Here is an 11,785-nt window from a genome sequence, read left to right as displayed (position 1 = left end):
TAACATGAGTATACTGCTAATAAATGAAGAGTTGGGTATACGAAGTTTTATTTGGAAAAGAGCAAGGCGGCTTGAAGCTGATAACCGCAGCGTACAAAAAGTACGTGAGGATTATCAGCAAAAGACTTTGTCGCCAATTTTTCAAATAAAACGAGTATATACTTTTTGAACACCAAGAAAGGCTAACAGAAGTAACAAAAGAAAACAAGGCATTTATTGGAATAGATTTGATGTAAATGTTTTTCAATTAAATTGTATTATTTGGCACTTTATAGCTTTTATGTTATAATAATTATTATTTCAGACAGATTACGTTTATGTCAATTACACGCTTCCTTGACCCAAAGAATAATTTTGCATTCATACAAATATTTGGAAGAGAAAAGAATAAGGATATACTCATCCATTTTTTAAATGATATTTTAGGTTATACAGGGGAAGAAAAAATTAAAGAAGTTACTTTTTTAAAAACCAATCAAGACCCTGATATTGCAGTTTATAGACAATCTATTGTTGACGTATTGTGCAAAGATGAAAACGGCACGCAATTTATTGTAGAGATGCAGATAAGTAAACATCCAGGTTTTGAAAAAAGAGCCCAACTTTATGCTGCAAAAGCCTATTCAAGGCAAATAATCAAAGAGGATGAACATCACAAAAAAATGGCAGTATATGCCAAGCTAAAAGGCGTCATATTCCTAGCCATTGCCGATTTTATCCTATTCCCAAATAAAGAGGACTGGAGATCAAACCATAGGCTACTTGATACTAAAACCTATGAGAATGATTTACAGGATTTTTATTTTATTTTTTTAGAATTAGAGAAATTTAACAAAGAACTAAATCAATTAGAGAATCTTCAAGAAAAATGGGCATATTTCTTTAAACATGCACATGAAAGTACATTAGAAGAAATGGAGCATTTAATAGGTCAGGATCTTATTATGAAGAAAGCTTTTTACGCTTTAGATCAAGCTAGTTGGTCGGAAGAAGATCTCAACACCTATGAAAAAATGGTTAAAACTGAAATGGATAATTTAGCTGTAGAAGAGCAGAAAATTGAAGATGCTAAAAATAAAGTAAAAACGCCAGTTTAGGATAAGAGTGTAAGGAATAAAGATAGTTAACCACCCTGCATTGCAAATGCAGGGCTTAAGATTATGGCATCAATGCCTTAGCTATAGCTAGTTTTCAACTTGAAAGTTTCCAAACTTATCATCTCTCGATTCATGTTTATCAATATAATCCTTGATCATTTGGTCAGTCACATTGCCTGTGGTTCTGACAAAATATCCAACAGCCCATAAGTGTTTACCCCAATACTGTTTCCGTAATTCTGGAAATTCCTGCTGAATCTTCCTTGAACTCTTTCCTTTTAGATACTGTACCACCTTACTAATACTTTGATAAGGTGGCACAGATACATAGATATGTACGTGATTTGAAGCTATCTTCCCTCTTAATATCTCTACTCCATTATCCTTACATATCTCTTGGGTTAGGTCCTTGACTCTCCTACCAATATCACCAACCAATATATTATATCGATATTTAGTCACCCATACTATATGATAAGTGCAATCGTAAACTGTGTGGCTTATCTTCTTGTAATACTGCATCTCTACATTCTATATGTTAAAACGACGCACTGCAAGTGCGGGGTTTTTCTCCCAAATTTGGGACAATAAAGCAGGGTATTTACAAGAGAGGAGTGTTGAGTTACATAGATTTTGAATCAAAAAAATATGCACTCAACAATGAAAAGATGTATCATAACTCTATTTTGTATAATAGATAATTATTGTAAAGTTTACGAAGAATGGGAAGAAAGCAAATTAATACCCACCAGCGTTAGGAAGCGTAGGAGATCAGGGAGTTTAAGGCTTTCAGAACTATATAACTATAGTATTATATTTTTATATATCTCCATGCAAAGATTTTAAGAATTATTATTTATATCATCTATCATGTAAATATAGAGGATATTTTAGTCTTCCTAGTTACAGTCGGATAATCCAGTTGTGGCCAAGATTAGTATTACCTTTAACTATAATGTTACAATTATTTACAGGAGATGAGACTGGTATATATTTTGTTGATTCAACCAAATTATCGATATGTCATGCAAAACGTACAAATAATAATAAAGTGTTTAGTGGCATTGCTAAAATAGGTATGAGTAGTTACGGATGGTTTATGGGATTTAAATTACATATTGTAATTAATAATAAAGGTCAGATTATGGCAATTAAAATAACAAAGGGTAATGCTAGTGATTTATCTGCTGTAGACTCAATTACCAAAGGATTATGGGGTAAATTATTTGGAGACAAGGCTTATATTTCTAAGGAAATGTCCGCTAAATTATTTAGTCGTGGGCTACGGTTATTTACTGGGATTCGCAAGGATATGAAAAATCATTTATTAGATATAGAAGATAAAATACTCTTAAAAAGCAGATCAATAATTGAATCAGTATTTAATGTACTAAAAAACAGCATGAACCTTGAACATTCAAGACATCGCTCCCCTATTAATTTCTTAGTTCATATACTTTCTTGCGTAAATGCTTTTAATTTCAATAAATCTAAAAAATTTCTAACACTACTTGCTTATCCTCAGACCTCCTTATCCTAAACTGGCGTTAAAAATGTCTATGGCAAAAAAAATGTTAGCTAATAATGAACCTACTGAAAGAATTACAGAGTATACAGGTTTAACTAGCGAAGAGATAGAGAAATTAAAATAATAGATTTTTTAATTTCATCATTTTAAAGTAACTTATTATTTTGATCAAATAAGAAAAAATTACCCACTTTCGGGATGATAAATTTATCGTCTTGGATGTTATGCTTTTTAATTGCTTGCTGTAACTCTAAAGGAGCTGCGTTAAAGGCTTCGTCAGCTAATTGAAAGACATCGAAATGGCTTGCTATAGAAAATTTAGATCGTAAATCTAGATGAGCAAGTACTGCTTCCTCAGGGTTCATATGTACCGGTTGCATGAACCATCTTGGTTCATAAGCTCCTATTGGAATAAGGCTAAGTAAAATATTATATTTTTCGCCGATCTCTTTAAAAATATTTGCATTATAACCTGAATCGCCTATAAAACAAATATCACCTTTCTTGGTTTTAATAATAAAAGTTCCCCATAACGCTTCGTTCTTATCAAATATTCCTCTAGCTGACCAATGTTGTGCTGACTCTAAGCAATATTCTATATTTTTATCTTTGTAAGATTCACTCCACCCTAAAGTAATAATTTCAGCATCTTTAATATGTTTTTTTATTATTATATCATTCTTAAGAGGAGTAATAATTTTAGGCTTATCCCGCAGCCATAAATCGTTAATCGTTTTAATATCTAGATGATCATAATGATTATGGCTTATTAATATAAAATCGATTTTAGGTAAATCAGCAAAATCGATACCGGGCTTTACTATTCTTTTCGGTCCTGCAAAGGTAAAAGGACTTGCTCTCTCCGACCATACCGGATCAGTTAAAATATTTAGACCTTGCACCTGAATTAAGAAAGTAACGTGACCTACATAGCTTACTCTTATATTCTTATCATGAGTTATTGGAGGAATATCGGTTGTGATAGATGCCGATAATGGTAACCTTTCTGACTTTTTTGAAGTCATTTTCCACTTTAAGATATCAAGCAAATTTTTAGGCTTAATATTAGGATCAAGGTTATAAAACATATTTTTATTTTAACGTGATCTTTCTGTTTGCTTATTAGATCGTTTAACTTGCTCTTTTTCTATAAAAGATTTTTTTGGCTCATTTGGCTTTTGTACTGATTTATGTGCAAACCCTGCTGCTTTTTCTCTTACTTCCATGACAGATTGCAGAGCTTCTTTTGGTAGTTGAGTTAAAAATGCTGGTATATTTGATTCTACTTCTTTCTTATTAATATTTATTTCTTTTGATTTCTTTAACTCTATTTCTTTAGCAAGATCTCTGCCAATAACATCATCTAATGCAGCTCCTATATAATCGGCAAACCGAACAATTGCTTCTGAGCTAGGTAATATTGTTTGTTCCTTTGTTATAAAATTTTTCCATAAAGTTTCATTGGTATTTGTTTCTGCAGCAAGTTTATATGCTGAAATACCTCTTTCTTTTAATTCTTCTTTTACCTTTTCTTTTAAATGATAACTTATATTATCTCTTAAATTTTCTTTATCGCTCATTATTTTTTCCCGTAAATATTCACTCCTAAAAGGCTTAAGAGTTATAACAATTTATTTCTAAATGATAAGAATTTATAGTTTATATAGATTATTTATTAATATATAACTAATAAATGACAAATAGAAGATATTTCACGATATAAGTAATAAGTTTTAAGATATTTTAATTAATTATACCGAAAATACTTCAAAATTTGGAAAGTTAAATAAGCGTTAATCCAAGATACATGTATTTAAGTGTTAACAGTGTTCTGTTTCAGATATTTTAAGAAGATCATATAAATCGAGAACTGTTTTCTCTACTTGTTTATCATTTATTAATAGAATAATCTTAATTTCCGATATTTGTACCATTTGAACATTGATATTATCTTTTGCTAATTTTGATAATATCACTTCAAGCAATTTCAAATCATTTTTAATCCCATGACCAATAATTGAAACTGTAGCAATTTCAGTATCAAAGGTAAAATTACTTATTTGATTATTATTTTTCAAATTAGTAAGTAGTATATGTAAACTATTTTTATCTGTTAAATCAGTAATAAAACTATATCTTTTGTTATGCTCTATTTCTTGCATCAACTCAATATGATTATTATTTTGTGCAATAACACTCGCAACTTGAATAAAGTTTAACGAACAGCTTTCTATAGTTATATATAATAAATTTTTATTAGAAGTAATGCCGCTAATTATTCTTTTTTCCATAATTTTATCTTTTGAAGTGATTAACGTGCAACCTGCTTCAGGTGCAAAAGTTGAAAGAATACGCATATCTATTTGATATCGCATTACTATTTCTGCTGCCCTTGTATGTAATACTTTTGCTCCACTTAATGCTAACTCTAACATTTCTGAAAAGTCTATCTCGTCTATCTTTTTTGCTTTTGGAATAATTCTTGGATCAGCAGCAAATACACCCTCTACATCCGTATAAATATCGCACCTATCTGCTTTCATGGCTGCAGCAATTAAAGCAGCGGTAGTATCAGACCCACCTCTACCTAATGTAGCTAATCTATTATGTTTATTGATTCCTTGAAAACCAGCAATTATAGGAATAATATTTTGTTGTAAACATTCGTTCAATAAGTTTGTATCAACTGATTCTACTAAAGCTTTACTGTGATTATCATCAGTCAAAATTGGTAATTGCCACGCCAAAAATGATCTGGCATTTATATTTTCTTCTTGAAGAGCAAGTGCAAGCAATGAAGCCGTAACTATCTCACCGCTAGAAAGTGCTACATCATATTCTGCAAGTTGAGATGATTTATTAAGACTTGATACTTCATTACATAATGTAACAAGTTGATTAGTGACCCCTGCCATAGCAGAAACTACTATAATTACTTGATTATTTTTAGCTATTTCAGCTTTTATAATAGGGATGATTTTTTTTATTCTGTCAATAGTTGCAACGGAAGTGCCACCGAATTTTTGAATTATTAAGGCCATATATAGAAGCCTATTACTGCTGTTTTTGTGGGGTATTAATATCGTTTAGTTTTTCGTCATTGCGAGGAGATGCATAGCTAAAGGTACGGTAGTCTAGTTAACTATAATGTCATTCTCGCTTAAGATTTACTTGCATGGATCAAAAGCACCCTAAGGGTAGTCATCCCCCCTCGTGGCTTGTCCACGGAATCCAGCTTAAAATACTAAAATTGTTGGTATTTTTTACTGTTTCCTGGATCTAGTTCCCAAGCCACAGGAGGCATTATTGCACGGATCGAAAAGCACTTTCGATGTCATGCCGTGGCTTAACCACGGCATCCAAAAAATAATAAAAAATACTAATTTTATTAGTATTTTTAACTGGATCCCGCGATCAAGTCGCGGGATGACAACTGGAAAACTGATTCACTCAACAAAGCCGCCACAGCATGACGAGAGAAAAAACGATTCACGCAGGCTATTATAAAATCTTAATTATGCACTAGCGATTTCTGTAACGTTTACTATTTTATGATCACGCTTAGTTAAAAACTCTACTCTTCCTGATGTTAAAGCAAAAATAGTATGATCCTTACCAATCCCAACATTTACTCCAGGGTGGATTTTTGTACCACGTTGTCTAACTATAATATTGCCAGGTATTACATATTGCCCATCAGCTTTTTTAACGCCAAGTCTTCGACCGGCTGAATCTCTTCCGTTCCTAGAACTACCACCAGCTTTTTTGGTTGCCATCTTATGATTCCTTTATTATTAACTTTTACAAAAAGTCTATTATTGTTTTGTAATATCTAATATTTTCAGCTCTGTCAATTCTTGACGATGACCGGCTTTACGACGATAATTTTTTCTACGTTTTTTCTTAAAAACTATAATTTTATTATCTCTAAGCTGGTTAGTAATTTCAGCTGTAACAACAGCTCCTTTTACTAATGGAGTACCGATAAAAGAAGGCTTTGAATATTCACCCATCATTAAAACCTGATTAAGCTGAATTTTAGAGCCAAGCTCACCTTCAATTTTTTCGACTTTAATAACGCTGTTTTGGTCTACTTTATATTGTTTTCCACCTGCTTTTATAACTGCGAACATGAAAAATATCTCTTTAAAAATTTATAAATATTTGTCGTATCATATTATTATATTGGCAATTAGTCAATGATAATTTGAAAGAGATCATCAGTATTTTTAACTTGAAAGGCATTGTGGTGCGGAATGAAAAATTGTCATTGCGAGGAGATGCAACGCATCGACGCGGCAATCTCAGGAATCCTATTTCATGAGATTGCCACGCTCCTTTCAGTCGCGTAGCTCATGACTACTGCCACCAATTTTTCAAATTAAACGAGTATACCCTCTATCTTTGCAGCTAAAATAAAATCGCTTTCAGTAAGACCATCAATTTTATGAGTCCATATTTCTACACTGCATGCTCCCCAAGATATAGTTAAATCTGGGTGATGTACTTCCTGCTCGGCAATTTCAGCTATTTTATTAGCAAATTCTATAGGTTGCATAAAATCAGGAAACTTATACTTTTTGTATAGATGTCCTGACTTATTCACTATCCATCCATTTTGTAATTCAGATAGTAATTTATCGATTTCTTTTTTCTCAAGAGGTGGAACACCTCCCTCGCATGGAATACATTTTTTATCACTTAGTGAACATGTTATTGTCATAATAAACCTCTTTTTTAATTATTATTGTTTTATATTTTTCCAGTCTAGCATACCCGCTTCAATGGCTTCTAAACCTTTTAGCCCAAATTGCTGCATAAAGTCAGCAAATACGGGATTTACAAGTAACGGCACATGACCGAAAACGTCATGGAATATATCGGGTTCTTCCAAATAATCAAGCTGATGAGGCTGACGAATAAAGCAGGTAGAAGGAAATTTACGCTGTGCTAGAAATTTAAAAAATCAATCACTTTCATCTGAGAGATGAAAGTTTGTCTATAGCGACTAGAAGTCGAGAATCAAGCTAAAGCTTATTCCAGTCTTATATTAGTAGTCATTGCTGGTTCATGAGCATCAGTATGTCTATTAATATATTCATTAATCATGTCATCAGTCACATTGCCACTAGTCGAACTAAAGTATCCTCTTGCCCATAAATGTCTACCCCAATACTTTTTTCTTAATATTGGAAATTCTTCTTGTATCTTTTTTGACGATCTTCCTTTAGCTTTTTGCACAAATTCACTTACTTTAATATGAGGTGGTATATTGGCAAATATATGTATATGATCGCTTGATATTACTCCATTTTCTATTTTAATATTGAGCTCTTCTGCAACTACTGCAATAATTTCTCTCACTCGCTTTTTGATATCATAGGTTAACACCTTGTATCGATATTTTGTAATCCACACTATATGATAGCGATGATAGTAAACTGTGTGTGATTTGTTGCTGTATTGAGTCATGGTGCTTATGATGCTAACGCATCATGGCGCACATGGCAAGCTAAAGCTTTTCCATCTGGAAGATGGAGGGTTTAACCACCAAAGGGACTATAAATCTTCAGGTATAAAGCCTTTTACCGGTATTATAGAAAAATTGGTTTCTTTCATTAATATTCTATTAAGCTCCGAAAATTTAGGAATTCGATCATTACAAATTTTTAGTTTTTCTATTCCTTCTACTAATTTCGTTTGTAGCTCTGTTTTTTAATAATTCGGTATGTCTGTTAAATAATGTTTTCCAAATTTCATGATCTATTTCAGTAAATTTTTCCCATTGCTCAGAACACACCATTGGGTGGTCTAATAAAGATGACATAGTTTCCTCGTAAGAATAATATTGTTTGATTTAATTTATTCTCTTTTGTAAGTATTAAAACGTCATAATTGTCATCCCGTGGCAGTATTGCCCGCGTGGATGTCAAGTCGTCATTGCGAGCGGTCATAGACCGCGTGGCAATCTCATTAAGCATCCTGAGATTGCTTCGTCGCTACGTTCCTCGCAATGACGTTTTTTAGTACTTAAAAGAGAATTTAGTTAATTGGTAATAATTTAGAATTCGATATTAATATCGATAATAAGAAACTTTAGTGTAGTAATATGAGAATGGGGTGGTGAAAGATATTAAATTAGCCGCAACACAACTAAATGTGAGGGATGGAATTTTTATAAGCTGGCTAATTGGTGAGATAGACATTGTTTAAACCTGTTTGTTAAATTACATAATCGAGATATTAACCCACCAATTAAATACCTGACATAATAGTTGCAAATACTAAAATATAATGTTAGAATGAAATAATGCTAAAAAAAGAAGATTTTAGGACATTATCAACGAGTGCACAAGCAGCTTTAAGAAAAGTTGCATTAAGAGCAATTGATAAAGGAGAAAAACAATCAGATGTATCAAATCTTATAGGAGTAACACGTCAGACTATTAGTAACTGGGTTAACAAAAGAAGAAGAGGTGATAAATATGCAATAACTGGCAAGTCTAGAGGAAGAAAGACAGGAGAGAAAAGAATAATAAATGAAATGCTGGGTAAAAAAATACAAGATTATATAAATCACTCTAGACCAGAAGATCACAATATCAAATCTGCACTATGGTCAAGAAAAGCTATTAATGCCCTGATTAAAAAATGCTGTGGTTTCTTTTTGCCATTAAGTACGATTGGAGAATATTTAAGAAGATGGGGATATACTGCACAAAAACCAAAGAAATTAGCTTATGAGCAACAGCCAAAACAAGTTCAAGTATGGCTAGATGAAGAATATCCCGCAATAGTAAAACAAGCACAAATGGAACAAGCTGAAATACACTGGTGTGATGAAGTGGGTATAAAATCAGAATGTCAGGTGTTACAGAGCTATTCTTTAAAAGGCAAAACACCCGTAGTTATTCATAAATCAAAACGATTTACTATAAATATGATATCAACTGTTACGAACAATGGTAAACTAAGGTTCATGTTATATGAAGATACACTAAAAACAGATATATTTATAGAATTTCTAAGAAGATTAGTGAAATCTGCAAGAAGGAAGATCTTTTTAATATTAGACAATTTAAAAGTACATCATAGTAAAAAAGTATACAGCTGGACAAATAAGCATAAAGATAAAATTTCTTTGTTTTTTTTGCCTCCTTATACTCCACAACATAATCCAGATGAATACTTAAATAATGACTTAAAAAGAAATGTAAATAGAAAACATATACCTCTTACAAAAGATGAGTTAAAATACAATCTTAAATCTTATTTACGTTGCTTACAGAACAATCCTAAACATATACAAAAATTGTTCCAAGCCGATGATGTTAAATATGCCTCTTAAGTCAGGTATTTAATTGGTGGGTTAATATTTTTAAATTTTGATAATAGTAATACATGATTTACTCCTTAATTAATCATAAATTAATTATAACATACTTAACATAAAGCTTCAATAGGTTTTATCAATTAACACAAATACAATCGCATATTGTGTTACTGCGGCGAAGATTGCAGCAGCTAGATCATCAACCATAACCCCAAGGCTACCTTTAATATTTTTATCAAGCCAATTAATAGGCCAAGGCTTTAATATATCAAAAAGACGGAATAGAGAGAAAGGTAATATAAAAAGTAATATTATACTAACTTTTAAAGTACTTAAATGTTTTATCACGTTTGATTCGTTAACAAAAACTGCTGAGAAAAATACTAAAATAACAGTTAATAACTGCCCTACTACCTCGTCGATTACTACCTCTTTTGGGTCTTTGGAATCCGTATAGTTTAAGTATATTTTAGTAAAATATGTACCAAGTATTAGGAGTAATAGACATATAACAGAGGCTATAATGACCACGCTGACAAGCTGAGCTTCATTAAGCGTAAGATTTGCAAAAGGAATAATTATTTTATTATCAACAACAAAATACATTATAGCGTAACATAAAGGAAAAGCAGCAAGAGAGCCGAAAGTACCAGGGCAATATTTTATTTTTCCGATATAAAAGAAAGTAACAAAGAATTCTGAGAATTGTTTTTTGGTAAACATTTTTGCTCTGGATTAGATTTATAATATATAATATAATAAAATTTTAACTTATATAGCAAGAAATACTATGGGAATGAGCTTCAGCCATTTATTAATAGTTCTATTAATTATTTTTGTATTATTTGGTGCTGGTAAATTACCACAAGTTATGTCCGACCTTGCCAAAGGTTTAAAAGCTTTCAAAGACGGCATGAAAGAGGATGACAGCACTAAAAAAGATTAGATGTTGCAATTAAATATAGAATTTGATATGACAAATTTATCTATTACTATACCTGATGATATAGCTAAAGCAAGTAATGAAGTTGCTAAAAAACTAGGGCTATCTAGAACAGCTTTTATCCGTCAAGCAATTATACATGAACTTGATAATCTTCAATCTAAATTTGAGCAGGAAGGTATTATAAAGAGTTTTAATGCAATGAAAAAATCCCCTCAATATTTAGAAGAAGCGGAAGAAATAATGAATGGCTTAAACTCTGAATTATTAGAGGAAGAAAGTTAAATCGAAAAACGTTTTCGGTGTTATTTAGTTGCTTGACCTAGGTTGCTGTATGACTTCGGTGTCATTCCCGCGTATGTGCAGTAGTGTCTGGAAAAAAGTTAACCACCCTGCATTGCAAATGCAGGGCTTAAGATTATGGCATCAATGCCTTAGCTATAGCTAGTTTTCAACTTGAAAGTTTCCAAACTTATCATCTCTCGATTCATGTTTATCAATATAATCCTTGATCATTTGGTCAGTCACATTGCCTGTGGTTCTGACAAAATATCCAACAGCCCATAAGTGTTTACCCCAATACTGTTTCCGTAATTCTGGAAATTCCTGCTGAATCTTCCTTGAACTCTTTCCTTTTAGATACTGTACCACCTTACTAATACTTTGATAAGGTGGCACAGATACATAGATATGTACGTGATTTGAAGCTATCTTCCCTCTTAATATCTCTACTCCATTATCCTTACATATCTCTTGGGTTAGGTCCTTGACTCTCCTACCAATATCACCAACCAATATATTATATCGATATTTAGTCACCCATACTATATGATAAGTGCAATCGTAAACTGTGTGGCTTATCTTCTTGTAATACTGCATCTCTA

At 32.0% G+C, this 11,785-nt stretch carries 18 protein-coding genes; 7 read left to right on the top strand and 11 right to left on the bottom strand.

The window, feature by feature from the left end; all coding sequences use genetic code 11:
* Positions 1-4: 4 nt before the first annotated feature.
* Both AAGD54_RS07895 and AAGD54_RS07890 read left to right on the top strand, forming a co-directional pair.
* Positions 5-169 carry a hypothetical protein gene (locus tag AAGD54_RS07895; protein ID WP_341794529.1) on the top strand — a complete coding sequence of 55 codons (165 nt, stop codon included), beginning with the start codon at positions 5-7 and terminating at the stop codon, positions 167-169.
* A gap of 148 nt (positions 170-317) precedes the next feature.
* Positions 318-1,097, top strand: a complete 780-nt coding sequence (locus AAGD54_RS07890; RefSeq protein ID WP_341794528.1) for an Rpn family recombination-promoting nuclease/putative transposase — start codon at positions 318-320, stop codon at positions 1,095-1,097.
* Positions 1,098-1,184: 87 nt separating this feature from the next.
* Here the strand turns inward: AAGD54_RS07890 and tnpA (AAGD54_RS07885) are convergent, their stop codons facing one another.
* The gene (gene tnpA / locus AAGD54_RS07885) at positions 1,185-1,619 is read right to left on the bottom strand and encodes an IS200/IS605 family transposase (RefSeq protein WP_341794258.1); all 435 of its coding nucleotides are present in this window, start codon (positions 1,617-1,619) and stop codon (positions 1,185-1,187) included.
* 277 nt (positions 1,620-1,896) lie between these two features.
* Between tnpA (AAGD54_RS07885) and AAGD54_RS07880 the strand changes: the two genes are divergently transcribed.
* Positions 1,897-2,637: an IS982 family transposase gene (locus tag AAGD54_RS07880; protein ID WP_341795150.1), complete on the top strand. Its 741-nt coding sequence runs from the start codon at positions 1,897-1,899 to the stop codon at positions 2,635-2,637.
* A 134-nt stretch (positions 2,638-2,771) separates the two neighbouring features.
* Here the strand turns inward: AAGD54_RS07880 and AAGD54_RS07875 are convergent, their stop codons facing one another.
* The 8 genes from AAGD54_RS07875 to tnpA (AAGD54_RS07840) form a co-directional block, all read right to left on the bottom strand.
* Positions 2,772-3,650, bottom strand: a complete 879-nt coding sequence (locus AAGD54_RS07875) for an MBL fold metallo-hydrolase (protein ID WP_341789248.1) — start codon at positions 3,648-3,650, stop codon at positions 2,772-2,774.
* A 72-nt stretch (positions 3,651-3,722) separates the two neighbouring features.
* Positions 3,723-4,205, bottom strand: a complete 483-nt coding sequence (locus AAGD54_RS07870; protein ID WP_341788623.1) for a hypothetical protein — start codon at positions 4,203-4,205, stop codon at positions 3,723-3,725.
* A 240-nt stretch (positions 4,206-4,445) separates the two neighbouring features.
* On the bottom strand, positions 4,446-5,666 hold the full coding sequence (locus tag AAGD54_RS07865; protein WP_341788622.1) for an aspartate kinase: 1,221 nt from the start codon (positions 5,664-5,666) through the stop codon (positions 4,446-4,448).
* A 474-nt stretch (positions 5,667-6,140) separates the two neighbouring features.
* Positions 6,141-6,401 carry a 50S ribosomal protein L27 gene (gene rpmA / locus AAGD54_RS07860; protein WP_011478055.1) on the bottom strand — a complete coding sequence of 87 codons (261 nt, stop codon included), beginning with the start codon at positions 6,399-6,401 and terminating at the stop codon, positions 6,141-6,143.
* Positions 6,402-6,440: 39 nt separating this feature from the next.
* A complete protein-coding gene (gene rplU, locus AAGD54_RS07855) occupies positions 6,441-6,758 on the bottom strand; it encodes a 50S ribosomal protein L21 (RefSeq protein ID WP_011478056.1) in 318 nt (105 codons plus the stop codon).
* Between the two features lie 248 nt (positions 6,759-7,006).
* Positions 7,007-7,348: a 4a-hydroxytetrahydrobiopterin dehydratase gene (locus AAGD54_RS07850; protein WP_341788621.1), complete on the bottom strand. Its 342-nt coding sequence runs from the start codon at positions 7,346-7,348 to the stop codon at positions 7,007-7,009.
* 21 nt (positions 7,349-7,369) lie between these two features.
* Complete coding sequence (locus AAGD54_RS07845) at positions 7,370-7,546, bottom strand: hypothetical protein (protein WP_341795206.1); 177 nt, start codon at positions 7,544-7,546, stop codon at positions 7,370-7,372.
* A 113-nt stretch (positions 7,547-7,659) separates the two neighbouring features.
* Positions 7,660-8,097 carry an IS200/IS605 family transposase gene (tnpA, locus tag AAGD54_RS07840; RefSeq protein ID WP_341794341.1) on the bottom strand — a complete coding sequence of 146 codons (438 nt, stop codon included), beginning with the start codon at positions 8,095-8,097 and terminating at the stop codon, positions 7,660-7,662.
* 7 nt (positions 8,098-8,104) lie between these two features.
* Here tnpA (AAGD54_RS07840) and AAGD54_RS07835 point away from each other — a divergent pair, with 7 nt between their 5' ends.
* Together AAGD54_RS07835 and AAGD54_RS07830 are read left to right on the top strand one after the other, a co-directional pair.
* Positions 8,105-8,344, top strand: coding sequence for a hypothetical protein (locus tag AAGD54_RS07835; protein ID WP_341794527.1), 240 nt, complete (start codon positions 8,105-8,107; stop codon positions 8,342-8,344).
* A gap of 591 nt (positions 8,345-8,935) precedes the next feature.
* Positions 8,936-9,973, top strand: a complete 1,038-nt coding sequence (locus AAGD54_RS07830) for an IS630 family transposase (protein ID WP_341794233.1) — start codon at positions 8,936-8,938, stop codon at positions 9,971-9,973.
* A 108-nt stretch (positions 9,974-10,081) separates the two neighbouring features.
* Here AAGD54_RS07830 and AAGD54_RS07825 read toward each other — a convergent pair whose 3' ends face one another.
* Positions 10,082-10,681, bottom strand: coding sequence for a phosphatidylglycerophosphatase A (locus AAGD54_RS07825; protein WP_341788619.1), 600 nt, complete (start codon positions 10,679-10,681; stop codon positions 10,082-10,084).
* A gap of 67 nt (positions 10,682-10,748) precedes the next feature.
* On the opposite strand from AAGD54_RS07825, the gene AAGD54_RS07820 reads away from it, so the two are divergent.
* Positions 10,749-10,904: a Sec-independent protein translocase subunit TatA gene (locus AAGD54_RS07820; RefSeq protein WP_016947907.1), complete on the top strand. Its 156-nt coding sequence runs from the start codon at positions 10,749-10,751 to the stop codon at positions 10,902-10,904.
* Positions 10,905-11,186 carry a ribbon-helix-helix domain-containing protein gene (locus tag AAGD54_RS07815; protein ID WP_341788618.1) on the top strand — a complete coding sequence of 94 codons (282 nt, stop codon included), beginning with the start codon at positions 10,905-10,907 and terminating at the stop codon, positions 11,184-11,186.
* A 159-nt stretch (positions 11,187-11,345) separates the two neighbouring features.
* Here the strand turns inward: AAGD54_RS07815 and tnpA (AAGD54_RS07810) are convergent, their stop codons facing one another.
* Positions 11,346-11,780, bottom strand: coding sequence for an IS200/IS605 family transposase (tnpA, locus tag AAGD54_RS07810; protein ID WP_341794258.1), 435 nt, complete (start codon positions 11,778-11,780; stop codon positions 11,346-11,348).
* Between the last annotated feature and the right edge of the window lie 5 nt (positions 11,781-11,785).

This window comes from Rickettsia endosymbiont of Rhinocyllus conicus (assembly GCF_964026465.1).
Classification (GTDB): Bacteria; Pseudomonadota; Alphaproteobacteria; order Rickettsiales; family Rickettsiaceae; genus Rickettsia.
The sequence above is the reverse complement of the archived record's forward strand: the minus strand, read 5'-3'. Positions and strand labels throughout refer to the sequence as shown.